This is a genomic window from Mongoliitalea lutea (assembly GCF_014652135.1).
GTDB lineage: Bacteria > Bacteroidota > Bacteroidia > Cytophagales > Cyclobacteriaceae > Mongoliitalea > Mongoliitalea lutea.
Genome location: NZ_BMYF01000013.1, coordinates 61,761 through 79,723 on the forward strand (window position 1 = coordinate 61,761; position 17,963 = coordinate 79,723).

General features: G+C 42.1%; 16 protein-coding genes. 11 read left to right on the forward strand and 5 right to left on the reverse strand.

Annotation, left to right across the window (positions count from 1 at the left end; translation table 11 throughout):
* The first annotated feature begins 11 nt into the window (after nucleotides 1-11).
* Nucleotides 12-698 (forward strand): head GIN domain-containing protein, encoded by a 687-nt coding sequence (locus IE080_RS11455; RefSeq protein WP_189582378.1) that lies wholly within the window; start codon nucleotides 12-14, stop codon nucleotides 696-698.
* On the forward strand, nucleotides 695-1,153 hold the full coding sequence (locus IE080_RS11460) for a nuclear transport factor 2 family protein (protein WP_189582381.1): 459 nt from the start codon (nucleotides 695-697) through the stop codon (nucleotides 1,151-1,153). The genes IE080_RS11455 and IE080_RS11460 overlap by 4 nt, the downstream gene beginning before the upstream one ends.
* Nucleotides 1,154-1,225: 72 nt before the next feature.
* Here IE080_RS11460 and IE080_RS11465 read toward each other — a convergent pair whose 3' ends face one another.
* Both IE080_RS11465 and IE080_RS11470 read right to left on the reverse strand, forming a co-directional pair.
* Nucleotides 1,226-2,299, reverse strand: coding sequence for a cytochrome-c peroxidase (locus tag IE080_RS11465; protein ID WP_229800605.1), 1,074 nt, complete (start codon nucleotides 2,297-2,299; stop codon nucleotides 1,226-1,228).
* Between the two features lie 188 nt (nucleotides 2,300-2,487).
* Nucleotides 2,488-2,628: a hypothetical protein gene (locus IE080_RS11470; RefSeq protein WP_189582384.1), complete on the reverse strand. Its 141-nt coding sequence runs from the start codon at nucleotides 2,626-2,628 to the stop codon at nucleotides 2,488-2,490.
* A 69-nt stretch (nucleotides 2,629-2,697) separates the two neighbouring features.
* Between IE080_RS11470 and thrA the strand changes: the two genes are divergently transcribed.
* From thrA to thrC, 3 genes are read left to right on the forward strand one after another with little or no spacing between them, the layout of a single operon-like run.
* Nucleotides 2,698-5,151 carry a bifunctional aspartate kinase/homoserine dehydrogenase I gene (thrA, locus tag IE080_RS11475; RefSeq protein WP_189582389.1) on the forward strand — a complete coding sequence of 818 codons (2,454 nt, stop codon included), beginning with the start codon at nucleotides 2,698-2,700 and terminating at the stop codon, nucleotides 5,149-5,151.
* Between the two features lie 3 nt (nucleotides 5,152-5,154).
* Complete coding sequence (locus tag IE080_RS11480) at nucleotides 5,155-6,090, forward strand: homoserine kinase (protein ID WP_189582392.1); 936 nt, start codon at nucleotides 5,155-5,157, stop codon at nucleotides 6,088-6,090.
* Nucleotides 6,091-6,111: 21 nt separating this feature from the next.
* Nucleotides 6,112-7,413, forward strand: a complete 1,302-nt coding sequence (gene thrC, locus IE080_RS11485) for a threonine synthase (RefSeq protein WP_189582395.1) — start codon at nucleotides 6,112-6,114, stop codon at nucleotides 7,411-7,413.
* 275 nt (nucleotides 7,414-7,688) lie between these two features.
* On the opposite strand, the gene IE080_RS11490 is transcribed toward thrC, so the two are convergent.
* Together IE080_RS11490 and IE080_RS11495 are read right to left on the reverse strand one after the other, a co-directional pair.
* Nucleotides 7,689-8,678 carry a YpdA family putative bacillithiol disulfide reductase gene (locus tag IE080_RS11490; protein ID WP_189582398.1) on the reverse strand — a complete coding sequence of 330 codons (990 nt, stop codon included), beginning with the start codon at nucleotides 8,676-8,678 and terminating at the stop codon, nucleotides 7,689-7,691.
* Between the two features lie 4 nt (nucleotides 8,679-8,682).
* On the reverse strand, nucleotides 8,683-9,450 hold the full coding sequence (locus tag IE080_RS11495; RefSeq protein WP_189582401.1) for an NRDE family protein: 768 nt from the start codon (nucleotides 9,448-9,450) through the stop codon (nucleotides 8,683-8,685).
* 91 nt (nucleotides 9,451-9,541) lie between these two features.
* Between IE080_RS11495 and IE080_RS11500 the strand changes: the two genes are divergently transcribed.
* The gene (locus IE080_RS11500) at nucleotides 9,542-9,916 is read left to right on the forward strand and encodes a BlaI/MecI/CopY family transcriptional regulator (protein ID WP_189582406.1); all 375 of its coding nucleotides are present in this window, start codon (nucleotides 9,542-9,544) and stop codon (nucleotides 9,914-9,916) included.
* Nucleotides 9,916-12,033 (forward strand): M56 family metallopeptidase, encoded by a 2,118-nt coding sequence (locus tag IE080_RS11505; RefSeq protein WP_189582408.1) that lies wholly within the window; start codon nucleotides 9,916-9,918, stop codon nucleotides 12,031-12,033. The genes IE080_RS11500 and IE080_RS11505 overlap by 1 nt, the downstream gene beginning before the upstream one ends.
* Before the next feature lie 90 nt (nucleotides 12,034-12,123).
* On the opposite strand, the gene IE080_RS11510 is transcribed toward IE080_RS11505, so the two are convergent.
* The gene (locus IE080_RS11510) at nucleotides 12,124-13,278 is read right to left on the reverse strand and encodes a PQQ-dependent sugar dehydrogenase (RefSeq protein WP_189582411.1); all 1,155 of its coding nucleotides are present in this window, start codon (nucleotides 13,276-13,278) and stop codon (nucleotides 12,124-12,126) included.
* A gap of 231 nt (nucleotides 13,279-13,509) precedes the next feature.
* Between IE080_RS11510 and IE080_RS11515 the strand changes: the two genes are divergently transcribed.
* From IE080_RS11515 to IE080_RS11530, 4 genes are all read left to right on the forward strand, one after another.
* On the forward strand, nucleotides 13,510-14,634 hold the full coding sequence (locus IE080_RS11515) for a sugar phosphate isomerase/epimerase family protein (RefSeq protein WP_189582414.1): 1,125 nt from the start codon (nucleotides 13,510-13,512) through the stop codon (nucleotides 14,632-14,634).
* A gap of 826 nt (nucleotides 14,635-15,460) precedes the next feature.
* Nucleotides 15,461-16,264 carry a HipA family kinase gene (locus tag IE080_RS11520; RefSeq protein ID WP_189582416.1) on the forward strand — a complete coding sequence of 268 codons (804 nt, stop codon included), beginning with the start codon at nucleotides 15,461-15,463 and terminating at the stop codon, nucleotides 16,262-16,264.
* Nucleotides 16,242-16,625, forward strand: coding sequence for a DUF3037 domain-containing protein (locus tag IE080_RS11525; RefSeq protein ID WP_189582419.1), 384 nt, complete (start codon nucleotides 16,242-16,244; stop codon nucleotides 16,623-16,625). Before IE080_RS11520 ends, IE080_RS11525 begins: the two co-directional genes overlap by 23 nt.
* Before the next feature lie 576 nt (nucleotides 16,626-17,201).
* Nucleotides 17,202-17,912, forward strand: a complete 711-nt coding sequence (locus IE080_RS11530) for an RluA family pseudouridine synthase (protein ID WP_189582422.1) — start codon at nucleotides 17,202-17,204, stop codon at nucleotides 17,910-17,912.
* Nucleotides 17,913-17,963: the final 51 nt, after the last annotated feature.

The window sequence follows — 17,963 nt, forward strand, 5'->3', positions numbered from 1 at the left end:
TTAATCTAATCATGTTTAAATCAATAGCGCTAACCGCAGTATTTGTAAGTCTTTTTTCTTTGACAACTTGGGCACAGTCCGAAAAAGATACCCGCAGTCTACGTTCATTTGATGCAGTAAAAGTATCTAATGGTATTGTTGCAGAGTTGGTCAAGGGAACAGAAAATAAAGTTGAAATCACCACTGTTGGAATTGAGGCTGGAAAAGTCGAGACCAGTGTAGTCGGTGAAACTTTGGAAATTCGCTTGGCAAGAGGAAACTACCGTAACCACACGGTGAAAGTAAAAGTGACATACGTTGAAGTTTTGGGTATTGAGGCTACGACCAATGCTCAAGTGACCGTACGTTCTACAATTGAGGCTGTCGAGGCCTATTTGTTTGCAACCACTAGTGCTTACATTGAGGCCAAAATTTCCTCAGAAATATTGAATTTGGAAGGAGCAACCAATGCAAGAATATTGGTTTCGGGATCGGCAGAACAGCTAAATATCAAAGGCTTTACCAATGCAGATATTGATGGGAGTAAATTCAATGCAGAAGATGTAGAGCTACAGGCGAATACAGGCGCTAAAATCAGTTTTCACGCCAATTCTTCTATTGCTGGGTCACTTGCCACGGCAGCAAGGGCTACTTATTCTGGGACCCCTTCTTCTATTGAGGTTCGAACTACAACAGGTGCTAGCCTTAACAGACAATGAAAAAATACAGCATTCTATTGGCCTTTCTAATTGGCATGTATTTTAGTCCGACAGTTTTTGCTCAGGATGAGCAGGCCATTCAACAAGTCATTGCAACACTCTTCGAGGGGATGAAGGCAAAAGACCTATCTAAAATAGAGCCAGCATTCCTGCCAGCAGCACAGATGCAGACCGTCAATGCTGCTCCCGCAGGTGCAACAGTCGGAACCAATACGGTTCAGGATTTCTTCAATCGCATTGCGACAACACCTGTCGAAACCATTTTGGATGAGCAAATCTTAGATTATCAAATTAAAATTGATGGGCAAATGGCCTCTGCTTGGACACCTTACCGTTTTTACGTGAATGGAGCTTTCAGTCATTGTGGCGTCAATTCTTTTCAACTTGTCAAAACTTCAGATGGTTGGAAAATCACCTACATTATCGACACCCGTAGAAAAGAAGGTTGTGATTAAAAAAAAATGCCGCAGTCAGTAATGCTGCGGCAGGTTTAGCTGGGGGGGTGATTAATTTTCAAAGATTTCCTCTTATTGAGGAATCACAGGGGTTGCTTTTAAGTGTGCCGGGATTTCACCGGTCAACGTTTTTAAGAAAGCCACCAAGGCCTCTATTTCCTGATCGGTAAACTCTTTGTTTAATTGGGTTTTTCCCATAATTCGTATACTTTCATCCAAGTGGTGAATACTACCATCGTGAAAGTATGGATAAGTATGCTCGATGTTTCTTAAAGATGGAACTTTGAATTTATACTGATCTCCTAGGTTACCGGTAAGCTCGTAGATTCCTTTATCATGATTGATTTTGGAAGTTACCTGTTTGAAGTCCACTTGTTCTCCCAACCTTCGTTCTTGTAATCCGCCTAGTGCAGGGCCATCATGACAGCTTTGGCAACCTGCTTCCAAGAAAATCTTTAATCCTCTTTTTTCTTTGCTATCAAATACCTCCACATTCAAAGCCATAAACTCATCGAATTTGGAGGGAGTGATCAATCGTTTTTCAAAAGAAGCAATGGCTTTAGCCACATTGTTGTATGTGATGGGTTGACTTGCTTCAGGAAATGCCTGAGCAAAGCGTTTGATATACTCCTCAACTTCTAATAACCTATCAATCAGCACTCCTTCATGAGGTATTGCCATTTCTACAGGGTTGAGAATGGGGCCTTTTGCTTGTTCTTCCAAGTCAGCTGCCCTTCCATCCCAAAATTGTTTAGCATGAAAAACGGCATTTAATACTGTTGGAGAATTTCTGTCACCGCGGGTACCGGGAAGAGCACCTGGGGAGGTCGGCAGGTTGTCAACTCCATAGGTTTGAAGGTTGTGACAACTATTGCAACTTTGCTCGTTATTGATACTCAGTCTGGTATCGAAATATAATAGTTGACCCAATTCGGATTTAGCTAATTCGACTTCATCAGATAGTATATTCACCTTAGTTGGTAAACCATAGAAGAAGTTCCTAGCCTTCGCCCATAAGAGCACATCCTCCTTGGCTATTTCTTGTTTCTGTATATGTTCTGATTGCAATGTCCTGTCATTCATCATAAATATCATGAGTCCGATAAGAACGGCCACAGTTATGGGGATGATAGTGCCTTTTTTCATGGTAGTAATGTTTTCTACAAATGTCGGGATGTTTACATGTTTTAAAGATGACCTATGTCACATCCGGGCTTGATCTGAGTTGGGGAAAAGTTTTAATTGTTATCTTTTTAAAAGAAAATCCTGATTATTGAAAATAACACAAAAACCTTTTTGCTTTTTAGGATTTTGTGAGTAACCTTGTTGAGATTTTACCAATAATGAAGATTGCAGCTCAATATATGGCACAGATGATTGAATTCGGATTTATCTCCGAATGCTGCACGGTATTCATGGGTACCACCATGTTCTTTTTCACTACCACCACGGGCTGAGCCCGTTCTATCTATCATATAGTCCCATTGTATAGGCCTTTATTTGAAGGTTCTCTGTCATAATATATAGTCAAAAATTGCGCATTTATGAAAATTTTAAAGTTTGGAGGTTCCTCAGTAGCCAATACCACTAATATCCGGAAGGTGTTTAGTATCCTACAAGATCAAAAATCTCAGGGAGAGTTTGCAGTAGTTTTTTCTGCTTTTGGCGGTGTGACGGAGATTTTATTGACTTGTGCACAAAAAGCCAATGTAGGTGATCGTTCGTATGTCACAGAATTAAAAGCTCTTGAAGAAAGACACTACGAAATATTAAAAAGTCTTATCCCTATTCAGCATCAATCCTCAGTTTTGACCTATGTAAAGGTTCGTTTCAACGAACTGGAGGATGTGTTTCACGGGATTTACTTGATCAAAGAGTGTTCTGCAAGGACCTTGGATTATGTAGCAAGCTTTGGAGAGCGACTTTCTGCATTTATCTTGACCGAAGCTTTGAAAGTGGAAGGTTTTGATACGGTCTTTGTGGATGCCCGCGAAGTGATCCGCACCAATAATCGTTTTGGCAATGCGAAAGTTGATTTCCCAACGACCAATGACCTGATTGCAGACTTTTTCCATAACAGACCTGGATTAAAGGTAATTACAGGCTTCATTGCATCATCTGATAAAGGCGAAACAACGACTTTGGGGAGAAGTGGCTCGGATTACACAGCTGCGATTTTTGCATCAGCTTTAAATGCTACCTCTCTGGAAATATGGACAGATGTTTCTGGTGTAATGACTTCAGATCCTCGATTGGTATATACGGCTTTCACCATTCCTCAATTGACCTACAATGAGGCTATGGAGTTATCACATTTTGGGGCGAAAGTAATTTTCCCTGCGACCATGCAACCAGCGATGAAAAAGGGAATTCCGATTTTCATTAAAAATACTTTTGAACCAGAGAATGCCGGAACCTTAATCAATGGAGATGATCCTTCCGGTCAGATTATCAAGGGAGTCTCTTCTATGTCAGGAATTGCTTTGCTGAATATCCAAGGTGCAGGCTTAATTGAAGTAGTTGGGGTAAGTAGACGTGTTTTTGGAGCCTTGGCAGATGCTGGTGTCAATGTGATTTTAATCAGTCAGGCATCCTCCGAGCACAGTATTTGCGTGGCTGTCCGTAGCAATGAAGTTGCTCGGGCAAAAGAAGCCATCGAACAGGAGTTTCTTTCTGAAATCAAGAACGGGGAAATGGACCCGGTATTGATTACCCCTGACATGGCTGTAGTGGCAGCAGTGGGTGAAAATATGAAGCATAACCCAGGTTCCAGTGGAAGGATGTTTCAAGCCCTAGGCCAAAACAATATCAACGTATATGCCATCGCACAGGGAAGCTCGGAGTTGAATATTTCGGCGGTGGTTTCTCAGGCAGATTTACAAAAAGCACTCAATGCCTTGCATGAAGCATATTTCTTGTCTGATAATAAGGTCTTACACGTATTCTTGGTGGGTGTTGGTTTGATCGGAAAGGCATTGATCAAAATGATCGCTAGCCAACAGGAAAAGCTGCAACGGGAAAATGATCTGGACATTCAAATTCACGGAATCGCCAATTCTCGATTTATGGCTTTCCACGAAGATGGCTTTGATCTGAAAAACTGTCCTGAGCCTCAAGATGCAGCAGGTGCAATGCCTATGAACTTGGAAGCATTTATTGCACAGATGGAGTCCATGAACTTCTCTAATTCAGTTTTTGTGGATTGTACAGCAAGCCAAGATGTTGCCGATTTGTACGACAGGGTATTGGAGGCGAAAGTTGCCATTGTGACGCCAAATAAGAAGGCCAACTCTGGTGATCTGGCCAAGTATAAATCCTTGAAAAAGCTAGCGTATAAAAGAGGTGTAAAGTTTTTGTATGAAACTAACGTGGCAGCGGGACTTCCTGTGATCAATACGCTACAGGATTTGATGTTGAGTGGTGATAAAGTGTTGAGAATTGAGGCCGTGCTGAGTGGGTCGATGAATTTTATTTTCTCGGAATTTGAAAAAGGAATGCCATTCTCCGAAGTCGTCAGACAAGCCAAAGAAAAAGGTTATACAGAACCGGATCCAAGAGATGATTTGAGCGGGATGGATGTAGGTAGAAAGATTTTGATCCTAGGCAGAGAAGCTGAACAGGATTTGCATTTCGATGATATTGTTATTCAAAGCATGGTTCCGGATGATTGTGTGGAAACCAAAGATGTGGAGGAGTTTTTCACGAAACTGAAAGCGCATGATACAGCCTTTACCAAGTTATTAGCTGATGCTCAAGAGGCGGGTAAAAAACTACGCTTTATGGCCATCTTGGAAAATGGAAAAGCAAAAGTTGGGCTAAATGCCTTGGATAGCTCGCATCCGTTTTATACCCTGAAGGGTAGCGATAATATGATCTTGTTCACCACCGAGCGCTACCATGACTTCCCGATGATTATCCGTGGACCAGGTGCTGGTGCAGATGTGACAGCAGCAGGGGTATTTGCAGATGTGATTCGATTAGGAAACTTTACTCGATAAATCATGAAAGCAGTAACTGCCTTTGCGCCTGCCACCGTCGCTAATGTCTCCTGTGGATTTGATATCCTTGGGTTTGCCATTGGGGATATGGGAGACCGTGTGAAAGTTTCTTTGAGTGATCAGCCTGGACTGAGGGTGGTTTCTATCACAGGAGATGGAGGAAGACTTCCTTTGGAGGCTGAAAAAAACACCTGTACTGTAGCTATTCAGGCTTTTTTAGATCGCTTGAATGCTAATCAAGGATTGGACATTTCATTGATGAAGGGACTACCCTTGGGGTCTGGTATGGGATCTTCTGCAGCAAGTGCAGCGGCAGCTTTGATGGCTGTCAATGAGTTAATGGGAACTCCATTCACGAAAACTGAATTGGTGCCATTTGCTATGGAGGCAGAACGGGTAGCATGCGGAGCTGCACATGCGGATAATGTGGCTCCTTCTATTCTAGGTGGCTTTGTCCTCATTCGGGATTATGCGCCCTTGGATATCGTCAAACTCCCTGTGCCAGAAGGGTTATATACTACGCTCATCCATCCACATATCGAATTGCGAACTGCAGATTCACGGTCTGTTTTGAGAAGGCAAATTTCATTGCAGGATGCAGTCGTACAGTCAGGAAATATTGCGGGTTTGATTTCTGCCTTATACACTTCCGATTTAAAGTTATTGGGAAGATCTTTGAAGGATGTGATTGCGGAGCCATACCGTGCGCTCTTAATTCCCGGTTTCTATGAATTACGAGAGGCTATCCAAAAAGCAGGAGCCTTAGGTTCAGGAATCTCAGGATCGGGACCAACATTATTTGTGTTGTCTGAAAGTAGGGAAATTGCAGCAGCGGTAGCTAAAGTAAGTGAAGAAGTGTATGCGAAAATAGGTTTAGGAGTGGATGTTTCGGTGGCGGAGGTCAATCCTATTGGAGCTTATGTAATTGAATCAGTTTAAAATCTTTGAATTTTTGTATATATGAAGTTCTACAGCACAAATAATCCAGAAAATTTTGTTTCTCTAAAAGAAGCGGTCATCAAAGGGTTGGCTCCTGATCAAGGGCTCTATATGCCTGAAAGAGTCCCAGTGATGCCTGCGGAGTTTTTTCAAGAGCTTCCGTTTATGAGTTTCCAGGAAATGGGAGTAGAGATCATTCGGGCACTATTCAAAGAAGACCTGACCGAAACACAAATTCAAGTGTTGGTAGCGCATACGCTGTCATTCCCAGCTCCTTTGGTACAAGTGGAGGAGGGAGTTTATTCATTGGAATTATTTCATGGACCTACCTTGGCATTTAAGGATTTTGGCGCTCGCTTTTGTTCCAAACTCATGTCCATGTTGATGGCGAAGGAAGAGCGACTAGTGAGAGTATTGGTAGCAACTTCCGGGGATACAGGCTCTGCTGTAGCTAATGGTTTTTACAAAGTTCCAGGGGTAGAAGTGATCATTTTATACCCCAAAGGAAAAGTCTCCAAGTTACAAGAAAAACAGTTTACAACTTTGGGAGAAAATATCCATTGCTTGGAAGTAGACGGTGTATTTGACGACTGTCAGCGCATGGTCAAGCAAGCATTTTTGGATGAGGAATTGAATCAAAAAATGTTGTTGACATCTGCCAACTCCATCAATATTGCCCGCTGGATTCCACAATGCCTCTACTACTTTCATGCCTGGGCTCAATTGCCGGATAAGGAAAAGAAATTAGCTGTGTCGGTCCCTAGTGGAAATTTTGGGAATATAGGAGCAGGAATTTTAGCCGAACGAATGGGCTTACCCATCGATATATTTGTAGCAAGTACCAATGTCAACAAAGTTGTGCCAGAGTTTTTGGATTCAGGCATTTTTGAGCCTATGCCTTCCCTAGCTACCATTAGTAATTCCATGGATGTAGGCAATCCGAGTAACTTTTATCGCTTGCTGGATTTGTATGGAAATGATGAAGCAAAGCTCAAGTCAAAAATGGTGGGTTACTATTTCTCAGACGAAGAGACTGCCGAAGCTTTAAGAAAAGTCAATACTACTACCGGATACCTTATGGACCCTCATGGTGCTGTAGGTTATTTGGGATTAAAGAATTTTTTGGAAGGAAAAGAAGCAGAATTTCAGGGGATATTCCTAGAAACAGCCCATCCCGGTAAGTTCCAATCTACCGTAGAAGAAGTACTCCAAGAATCTATCCAACTACCCGAGCGTCTACAAGCTTTTCTCACGAAAGAAGTGAAGTCTGAAAGTATGGGGAATGACTTCGAGGAGTTTAAAGAATATCTGTTGGCTCGCTAGGTCGCTGGGTTCTCACAGATAAAGGGGATTTAGCAGATTAATCGCAGATAGATGGCTTTGGTTGTCTCATCAAGTTAAATGGATTTCAAATTGATAACTATTTTATTGAAATAGTCCATGTTTGATTTTATTTGAAATATCTATGGTTAAAGTTTGATTTAAAGCATATAGATTTTGGGAGCAGTATAGGGGCGTCAGCCCTGAGCTCTAAAAAATTAGCACCAAAGTATATCTTTATAGCATTGACCCAAAAAATGAATCTGCGCTCAATCTGTTCAATCCGATGAATCAGCGAGAGACTTTCCAAGAATATGATTTACTATTTGCTCGGCGTGGATAATGGAATTTTCAATAAAAAATTCTCTTGTGTTGAGGCCGCCGCAGACTACACCGGCTAGATAGACACCCGGAATATTGGATTCTTGATTGCTAGGATCGTAGCAGGGTTGGCGTTTCTCATCCAAGCTCAGTTCTACGCCTAGTTGATCCAATAAAGCAAAATTTGGGACGTAACCTGTCATCGCAAATACAAAGTCATTTGGGATGGTAACTTCTCCTGTAGGTGTGTCAAGAACTACTTCTTTTTCCCGAATTTCTTTAACCAGACAGTTGGTGTAGGCCTTGATAGAACCTTCTTTGATACGATTTTCTATATCAGGTTTTACCCAATATTTAACATTAGCATCAATTCCATCTCCTTTGAGTGCCATGGTAACATGTCCACCTTTTCTCCAAATTTCCAAGGCCACATCTACTGCAGAATTCGCACCACCGACTACCAATACTTTCTGACCGATGTAGGGCCATGGTTCTTTGTAGTAATGGCTGACTTTTGGAAGTTCTTCGCCCGGAACGTTCATCAAATTAGGCAGGTCGTAAAATCCCGTAGCCAGGATGATGTTATGGGCAAGGTATGTTTGTTTGCTGGTGTTGATTTCAAAAATTCCATCTACGTTTTTCTGCAAAGTTTTGACTTCTTCGTATAAGTTTACTTTAAGCTTCCATTGCTGAAAAACTCTCCTATAATACTCTAAAGCTTCCGTTCGCGTTGGTTTATGGGAGATGGACATAAAGGGAATACCACCCATTTCAAGTTTGTCGGAAGTAGAGAAAAAAGTCATGTTGAGGGGATAATTGAATAAGGAATTGGTGAGTACTCCTTTTTCCACAATCACATAGTTGATATTTGCTTTTTCACAAGCAATGCCACAAGCCAGTCCAATTGGACCTCCCCCTACAATCAATACATCCAAAATTTTTTTCACAACCTTAATTTTTTATAATCTCAAATTGAAGGCTGGTATCTGCGTGGGTATTTTTTAACTGATCAAATTTCCGCTCCACCATGGTTACCTCCCCTGTATGCTTCCATAACAAAACAGTAGTGTTAACTGTTCCGTAGATCCCTTCAGCGTGAATAAACTGGCAGCTCATTAGACGCTCTCTTGCCAAGCTTAAGCCAGTCTCGGGCAACTCTTCGTCCGGTGCAATTTCTTGGGAGTGGAGTATAGGCATCATGGAAATAGGATCGAAGATTTCCGCTGCAATTAGATTTTCTAAACCTTCTTTGGCTAAGGTAAGCTTTGGCCAAGGGGTATCCAATAAGGCATTACTCAGTCCATAAAGTCCAGAGCTAATCTCTTGGATACCTTCTTGGTAATTAGATAAATAAAATATCCCTAAATGATCTCCGACCACTAAGTTGAAACCTTCAAATTCACTCGCTTGCTGCTCTACAGACTTGAGGTACTCGAATGGAGGAACTGAAGTACTCAGATAATTTTTCACCAATTCCCCTCGGCTTTTTCTATCAGATTTGATGTTTCGCATATCTCGGTAGTTGGTCAAAAATGCAAATCTGCCATTAGGATGGATAGCGAGCCAAGTACCTCCTGCCCGCAGATCTTTACCTCCATAGAATCCTGCTTCCCATTGGTGGATTTCTTGTGATGGCCTATCAAAAAACTCATCTCGATTGGCCACTAGGATAAGTTTGTATGCTGGATGATTATCCCAATTAAAGGTTATTAAACACATGATGCAAGCTAACGATTTAAGTAAAAAGTTTGAAAAAAATTTTGACTACGATTTTTATCGTATATATTTGTACGAATAAAATCGTAGAACTATGGATGGTAAACCCACTGAGGCTGAATTAGAAATTTTGTCATTGCTATGGCAAATGGAGAATGCGACTGTTCGGGAAATCCATGAAAAGTTAGCTGAAACCAAGGAGACAGGCTACACCACTACCCTAAAGATTATGCAAATCATGCATAGCAAAGGCATGTTGGGGAGGGATGAAGCCAATCGTACACATGTATATTATCCTGCCGTTGCACAAGAGGCTACACAGAAGAGCTTGATCAAAAGCTTTGTTTCTGCTGCTTTCGCAGGTTCTTCGAAGGATTTGGTATTACAGGCGCTTGGTCAAGGGAAACCGACCAAGGAAGAAATTGATGAGATTCGGGCATTTTTGGATCACATGGAAAAATCGAACTAATGGAAAGCCTCAATCAATTGATACCCCCTCAAATCCAAGAAGCCTTTGGATGGATGTTGATTCATTCCATTTGGCAAATTACATTGATGGGTTTACTTTTTTGGGGACTTTTCTTTTTGGGAAAAAATCTATCAGCCGCGAAGAAATATGTTGCTGGAATGATCTGTTTAGGGATTATTCCTGTCATGGCTTTCATCACTTTTGCTTGGCATATTGATGTGGTAATGGATCAACCTATCGAAAATTTTACTTCTGAGCTTGGTTCCGAGGCTGTAAAGGAGTATATAATCGTTGAAGCGGATAAGCCTTCCAGTAATGATACCACCACTTACTTAGAGAAGTATGTAAGTCCTTACATTCCATTTATGGTGAAAGGATGGGTGGTGGGTGTTTTTCTTTTCTTGCTCAGAACGGCAATGGGTTGGAGTAGCTTAAAAAATCTTCGTCACAGACCTGTGGAGCTATTGGATGGGCAGTGGCAAGAACTTTTTGATCGTGTTTTGAAAACTGCAAAACTCAGTTCTTTGGTTGGTATTTATAGCAGCAAGTTTGTTAGTGTACCCTTAACATTTGGGGTATGGAAACCTGTAATTCTTTTTCCGGCAGCTCTGCTTTTACAAATGAATCCTGTTCAAGTAGAAGCTATACTCATGCATGAGCTGGCACATGTCAAGCGAAGAGATTACCTATGGAATTTTTTGCAGGTAATGACAGAGAATATCTTCTTTTTCCATCCAATTTGCTGGTGGATTACGAGCGAAATCCGAAGGCAGCGGGAGTTGGCGGCTGATGAGTGGGCAATTTCCCAAGGGGTAGCTCCCAAAGACTTGGCTAATGGGCTCGCCACTGTGGCTGTGTTTCAGCAACATCATGCAGTCCCTGAATTTGCTTTGGCCGCGAGCAAACCTAAACATCCAACTTTAGAACGCATCAAAAAATTATTAGGAGTTCAGAGTTCTCCTTCTCAACCAACTACTTTAACCACACTTGCCATGATTACAACCATCATTATTTCCGTTTTCCTCCTGGGGATGAATCAACCGGTCAACAGTCTACCTTCAAAATTGAATGAGGAAGTTAGCGTAAAACAACTATTTGCGGAGCATTTTGAGCTGAGGGACACTATTCCTCCAATTCCAGATACGCTCACTGTACACCTTAAGAAGCCAGGCGCAATGCCTACAGTCGACTTTGAAATGGATTATCTATCAGATATGCCTATCAAAATGTTATCCTTTGAATGGCCTGACTTCAGTAATATGCCGATTATTTCTTTTGAGCCTGTAAGCCTTATGCCCTCTGTAGATTTATCTGGTTTATCCAACCTGAATGGTTTTGCCTCATTACCTCAGGTTTCTCTTCAACCCATACCTGATTTGCAGCTTAAACCGATTTCTATCAAGCCAATAAAGCCTATTTCAATTCCAAGTTTAAATGGTCTAGAAACTCTAGGAACACCTAGAGATACTACCAAAAGCTCTCGTAAAGTTCAACGCTTGATTATTCATGGGATGTCTGACACCTTGGTTTTGCATTCTAAAAATCTACATGCAAAAATAGTAAAAGCGGACAGTGTGGTAGTGTTTCCTTTTTTCAAATTAGATTCACTTAGTAAGAGACAGACTTCTATTTTCGAGAATTTAAAAATGGATAGTCTTTTCAATGGGGAAAATATTCGAAGAATTCGTTATGCAACTCAGTTTTCCATGGACTCTCTGGGGATAAAAAATCTCTTTTCAGATAGTTTGAAAACGAACCAAAATGGTTTAAATTTTTACTTCAAAGATCTTAGAAATTCCTCTTTTGAGGAACTTCAAGAACTACTACAGGCTAGGAACAAGGAAAATGAGCAAAAGTTCAAGGAATGGCAGGAATACAGTAAGCCAACTTTTGAAGAACTAAACAAACAGCTACAGGCTAGACAGAAGGAAAGTCAGCAAAGGTTCAAAGATTGGCAAGATTCTAATAAGCTAACTTTAGAAGACCTCCAAAAGCAGCTTCAGGATTTGCAAAAAGAAAACGAGCAGAAAATGAAGGAGTGGCAGCAACAGCTAAAACTTATACAGGAAGAGATGCAGCAATTATTGAAGGAGCAGGGAAAGTCGGGGAAGAAGTGAAATCAATATGAGTTTCTCATTAGAATATAAAAAGGAGGTCGAATTTGATTGACCTCCTTTTCATTTGTTAAGTTTTGTTATGATCAAAAATTAGCCTTGAGGAATCAATTTCACCAATAAGCCAGTAGCTTCGACCAAGGCATAAATGTAGCCATCAGGGCTTTGAGATACTTGACGTACACGTCCGATTCCGCTCAGTAGGGTTTCTTCATGCGTTACCTCTGTACCATCCAATTCTAGTCGTGCAATCTGCATTCCTGCCAATCCAGCCACTAGCAAGTTTCCTTTCCAAGTAGGGTATCTGTCGGAGGTCACCAAAGCCATTCCGCAAGTAGCGATGGAAGGAACCCAGTAGGTTTTAGGTTGTTCCATGCCTTCTTTTTCAGTCAATTCTGTTAAAATGGTGCCATCATAATTGATTCCGTATGAAATTACGGGCCAGCCATAGTTCTTGCCCTTTTCGATCAAATTTAGCTCATCGCCACCTTTGGGCCCATGTTCTACAGCCCATAATCTATTGGTCTCTTTGTCATAAGCCATTCCTTGAATGTTTCGGTTACCAATACTCCAGATAGCACCTTTTGCATTTGGTTCATTGACAAACGGATTGTCTGCGGGGATTCTCCCATCGTCATGTAGTCTGAGCACCTTACCATGATCATTATCCAATTCTTGTGCATTCATTGGTCTAGAGCCTTTATCTCCATTAGCAAAGAACAGGTAGCCATCATTGTCAAAAACAATTCTGGACCCAAAGTGTCTTCCACCTCTCCATTCTGGGCCGCATACATAGATGTCTTCATAATCGGTGAAATCGGTTCCAGAAAGTTTACCCCGACCAATCACCAATACTTCTCCATCGCCTTGAGTTCGGGAATAGGCTAAATAAATCCAGCCATTGAAAGCATAATCCGGGTGCAAAGCCACATCCAATAGGCCTGCCTGATTGATTTCTCTTACTTGAGGAAGTCCGCTGACTTTATCCCCTGTAAATTTATCATTTTCAAAAATCAACATTTCTCCAGCTCGTTCCACTACCAACATGCGTCCATCTGGAAGCCAAGTCATGCCCCAAGGACTGATGAAATCGGTGTATAAGGTGTCTACTTTAAAATCAAGTTTTTCTGAACTGACGGCAAATGGATCAGGTTCAGCTGTGATGGTGGGTTCTTTGTCTGCACAGGATACAGCACTGAAGCCGATCAGTCCTGCTACCAGTAAAGTCAAGTATCTTCTTTTTTTCATGAGTTTGTGATTTGTTGTCCAGTTTTACTGCGATTACCAACATCCAGAATCAATGAGATTCTGATGCTAGTTGAATATATTTGTATTCTTTTTTTAATACTTTCATCTGTAAAAGTACTGATTTTTGGCCCATTTTGTTCGAATGAATTGATAGACGGAAAGCTTTTGACCTTGAAGGCTTTTGATTTTGACTAGAGGAAAGTAACTTAGCTTTTCACAAATCAGCTACCCATGCATAACCAAATCTGGATCATGAGCTCGACTTTTGATCAGCTCAGCTTAGACCAAACGATTCTTAAAGCCCAAGAGGCGGGTGTTCAAGGATTGGATCTTTGTGTTTTTAGAAAAGATGGTACGCGAAATGACTTTGTCGCCACACATTTGGATTATGAAAACTTTGATGCGGAAACTGCAAAAGGGATTCTTGAAAAATTTAATGCTGCCAACCTTCGGCTATCGATCGGCGCTTTTGATAACCTGATAGGTGGGGATCCTGTTCAGCGCAGATTAAATCAGAATCATTTGCTTCGCTTGATTCGTATGGCCCATTTATTAGGGGGAGATGACAATGATGTAAAAGTAGGGACTTTTGTGGGATGTAACCACGAATTGGGCGATCAAGAGAATGGCTTTGAAAAAAACCTATTGGAATACCAAAAGGTATTTGAACCCATTATCCGATATGCCGATGATTTGGGCGTAAGTATTTTGTATGAAAACTGTCCCATGGAGGGCTGGAGGTCTTCGGGCTATTGGGGTACTTTCAATAATTTGCCAGGTGTATTGGCTGCAAGAAAGTTGATGTACGAGCTGATCCCTTACAAAAATCATGGGGAGATTTATGATCCCTCTCATGATATTTGGCAGCATACCGATCCTTTGGCTGTGATTCAGCATACGGATATGGACCGATTAAAGCGGATTCACGTGAAGTCAACAAGAAATATCTCCGATCCGTTTTGGGGAAATATGTACGCGATGCAGCGTGTTAATCCTGATTTGGCAGCTCAAGCGGGAGTTCCTATTTCCACCAACCCTTGGGATCGGCATCATTATGAGGCTACTTTACCGGGTTTTGGTTTGGGAGATCATTTGGATTGGAGAGCTTTTGTGGAGTTGTTGCAGCAAAAGGGTTTTACAGGGCCTTTTGAAATCGAGAATGAAGCCAAGCTATCCAAGCAGACAGGCAATATGGGTGCCATCATGCAAGGCATCAAAGCTGCGGTGAATAACCTTGCGCCATTGCTATATCCATTGACTGAAGCGGGATTTGTATATCCAAAATCTATGGTGGAACCGTTGAAAGATGTGCAGCGAAAAGATATCCCGGTGGTGACAATGGAGGAGTTGGGGTAAGTTTAGAGGGGAGATTCGAGAGTTTAGACTCAAGAGGCAAGAAGCAAGAGCCAAGAAACAGATTCTGGTAGTAAAAACACGAATAGGTAATCTACGACTTACGAAACCGTTGACCGTGGACTGTCGTCCGCTGACTTCCCTATGCTGGCTTCGACTTCGCTCAGCCACCAATCACTACATATGTACCAAGTATAAAGTACCAAGAACCAAGTAGGGATTCTGGTAGTAAAAACACGAATAGGTAATCTACGACTTACGAAACCGTTGACCGTGGACTGTCGTCCGTTCACTTCCCTATGCTGGCTTCGACTTCGCTCAGCCACCAATCACTACATATGTACCAAGTATAAAGTACCAAGAACCAAGTAGGGATTCTGGTAGTAAAAACACGAATATGTAATCTACGACTTACGAAACCGTTGACCGTGGACTGTCGTCCGTTGACTTCCCTATGCTGGCTTCGACTTCGGTCAGCCACTAATTACTGTAGATGTACAAAGTACCAAGTACCAAGAGCCAAGTAGGGATTCTGGTAGTAAAAACACGAATAGGTATTCTACGACTTACGAAACTGTCGACCGTGGACTGTCGTCCGTTCACTTCCCTATGCTGGCTTCGACTTCGCTCAGCCACCAATTATTGTAGATGTACCAAGTACCAAGTACTAAGTACCAAGTAGGGATACTCGTAGTGAAAACACGAATAGGTAGTCTACGACTTACGAAACCGTTGACAGTGGACTGTCGTCCGTGGACTTCCACCACTAGTCAGTCAAGCAACTTTTCACCAATCCCTATTATCTTTGTCAAGAAAAACAGACAACTATATGTCGAATTCCATAGAACAGCCATTCTTGAGGACCGTGCAAGTGATGCGCTATGTAATGCCTTTGAGGGAGGGGGGGTCGCTACCTGCCTTGGCAGATGCAGATGATGGGTTTAGCTATGTGCTCAAATTCAAAGGTGCCGGTCAACGGGAGAAGGCACTAATTGCTGAATTGCTGGGAGGTGAGATAGCCAGAGTCTTGGGTTTAAAGGTGCCTGAGTTGGTGTTTGCCAATCTGGATGAAGCTTTTGGGAGGTCTGAGGGAGATGAGGAAATACAGGATTTGCTGAAAGGCAGTCAGGGCTTGAATTTGGCACTTCATTTTTTGTCCAAGGCGCTGACTTATGACCCTGGGGCTACTGCAATAGATTCAGTATTGGCTTCTAAAATTGTATGGTTAGACGCATTTATTACCAATGTGGACCGCAGCTTCCGTAATACCAATATGCTTTGGTGGAATAGAGAATTGTGGCTGATCGATCATGGAGCTTCTTTTCTTTTTCATCATGCGTGGGATAATTGGGAGAAACAGGCTTTGAGTTCATTTCCTATGATCAAAGACCATGTGCTGCTTCCCAAGGCTTCGCAGCTTTCAGAAGTCGATCATGAAATGAAGGTCTTGATTACAGAAGAGAAGCTAGATCAATTGGTATCTCTAATTCCAGATGAATGGATTCTGGCATCAAGGGATGTGGAAACAGCCGAAGAGGGTAAAGCTGTCTATGCTAGTTTTTTGAAGACCCGTCTGAATAATTCTGAAAACTTTATCAAAGGAGCTGAAGATGCAAGGAAAGCACTTATATGAATATGCTGTCCTCCGCATCGTACCTAGGGTAGAGCGTGAGGAGTTTGTCAATGTGGGGGTCTTGGTCTGCTGTAAGCGAAAGGATTTCCTGGTTTGTAAGGTAAATCCGGACTTAACTAAAGTTCTTGCCTTGGATGCTGAGGCAGATTTAGAAGTGTTAAAAGGGTACTTGGAGTCTTTTGTTGGCATATGTAAAGGAACAAATACGGGCAGTCCCATTGCCCAGCACGATGCGCCGGCCCGCTTCCGATGGTTGACGGCTAACAGGAGTTCCATGATCCAAACCTCCAGGCCTCACGGAGGATTTACGGAGGATTTGGAACAGACGCTTGAAGAGTTGTATGTGGGGTTTGTGGAATGAGTAGGAGAAGCGGGTTTAGAAGCGAGAGATTAGAAGCGAGAAGCGAGGAGCGAGAAGCTAGAGATTAGACAAAGAAACAAGTACTAAGTAGGGAGCGGGTAATAGAAACACGAATAGGTAATCTACGACTTACGAAACCATTGACCTTGGACTGTGGACCGTTGACTTCCCTATGCTGGCTTCGACTTCGCTCAGCCACCAATTATTGTAGATGTACCAAGTACTAAGAACCAAGTACCAAGTAGGGATTCTGGTAGTAAAAACACGAATAGGTAATCTACGACTTACGAAACCGTTGACAGTGGACTGTCGACCGTTGACTTCCCTATGCTGGCTTCGACTTCGCTCAGACACCAATTACTGTACGAAGTACCAAGTACTAAGAACCAAGTACCAAGTAGGGATTCTGGTAGTAAAAACATGAATAGGCAATCTACATCAAACGAAACCGTTGACTGTCGACGGTCGACTGTGGACTTCCCGCTACTAATCAACCAATCACTAATTTTTTACCTGCCATATTTCTTCAACTCAACTTTATTTCCTACTTTTGCGGCCTTATTGGGAAAGGACTGCATGAAAAAAATTGATTTTAAGGACTTGATTCTGTTTGAAAACGAGGATTACCTTGTCATCAATAAGCCTCCCTATTTATCGACATTGGAAGATCGGCATGAAGCCCAGAATATTCTGGAACTTGCCAGAGGTTACACCCCAGATGCCCAGGTGTGTCACCGACTGGATAAGGAGACTTCGGGATGCCTAGTGATCGCCAAACACCAGGATGCTTATCGGAACATCGCTATCCAGTTTGAGGACCGAAAAGTCAGTAAAATTTACCATGCAGTAGTGGATGGAATTCATGAGTTCAGCAATGAATTGGTGGATCGTAATATTCACGCAACCAATAAAGGCATCGCCAAGATAACGAAAGAAGGCAAGCCTGCACAGACGGTTTTCAATACCCTCAAGACTTACTTTGCTCATTCCTTGATCGAATGTAAGCCTATCACCGGAAGATTGCATCAGATTCGGGTTCATTTGGCCCATCTGAAAGCTCCGATTTGTGGGGATGATACCTATGGAGGAAAGCCATTGTACTTATCTGCCTTAAAACGGCGGTTTAACCTTAAAAAAGGCACGGATGAACTCCCCATCATGCAGCGGGTTTCCCTCCATGCGTCCGCCATCGGGTTTAAAGGCTTGAAGGAAGAGACTATTGCTATAGAAGCTCCTTATCCTAAAGACTTTGACGTATTGGTCAAGCAGCTGGAGAAAAACGGCTAACATGAAGAAAATGTGGGTAATAATGTTGTTTCTTTTGCATGTAAAAGAAAT

Excerpts from the sequence above, each read along its gene's own strand:
- IE080_RS11455 (WP_189582378.1), top strand. The coding sequence starts at position 12 with ATGTTTAAATCAATAGCGCTAACCGCAGTATTTGTAAGTCTTTTTTCT.
- IE080_RS11525 (WP_189582419.1), top strand. The coding sequence starts at position 16,242 with ATGCAAGGAAAGCACTTATATGAATATGCTGTCCTCCGCATCGTACCT.
- IE080_RS11500 (WP_189582406.1), top strand. The coding sequence starts at position 9,542 with ATGGATGGTAAACCCACTGAGGCTGAATTAGAAATTTTGTCATTGCTA.
- IE080_RS11520 (WP_189582416.1), top strand. The coding sequence starts at position 15,461 with ATGTCGAATTCCATAGAACAGCCATTCTTGAGGACCGTGCAAGTGATG.
- IE080_RS11470 (WP_189582384.1), bottom strand. The coding sequence starts at position 2,628 with ATGATAGATAGAACGGGCTCAGCCCGTGGTGGTAGTGAAAAAGAACAT.
- IE080_RS11510 (WP_189582411.1), bottom strand. The coding sequence starts at position 13,278 with ATGAAAAAAAGAAGATACTTGACTTTACTGGTAGCAGGACTGATCGGC.
- IE080_RS11480 (WP_189582392.1), top strand. The coding sequence starts at position 5,155 with ATGAAAGCAGTAACTGCCTTTGCGCCTGCCACCGTCGCTAATGTCTCC.
- IE080_RS11530 (WP_189582422.1), top strand. The coding sequence starts at position 17,202 with ATGAAAAAAATTGATTTTAAGGACTTGATTCTGTTTGAAAACGAGGAT.
- IE080_RS11505 (WP_189582408.1), top strand. The coding sequence starts at position 9,916 with ATGGAAAGCCTCAATCAATTGATACCCCCTCAAATCCAAGAAGCCTTT.
- IE080_RS11495 (WP_189582401.1), bottom strand. The coding sequence starts at position 9,450 with ATGTGTTTAATAACCTTTAATTGGGATAATCATCCAGCATACAAACTT.
- thrA (WP_189582389.1), top strand. The coding sequence starts at position 2,698 with ATGAAAATTTTAAAGTTTGGAGGTTCCTCAGTAGCCAATACCACTAAT.
- thrC (WP_189582395.1), top strand. The coding sequence starts at position 6,112 with ATGAAGTTCTACAGCACAAATAATCCAGAAAATTTTGTTTCTCTAAAA.
- IE080_RS11515 (WP_189582414.1), top strand. The coding sequence starts at position 13,510 with ATGCATAACCAAATCTGGATCATGAGCTCGACTTTTGATCAGCTCAGC.
- IE080_RS11465 (WP_229800605.1), bottom strand. The coding sequence starts at position 2,299 with ATGAAAAAAGGCACTATCATCCCCATAACTGTGGCCGTTCTTATCGGA.
- IE080_RS11460 (WP_189582381.1), top strand. The coding sequence starts at position 695 with ATGAAAAAATACAGCATTCTATTGGCCTTTCTAATTGGCATGTATTTT.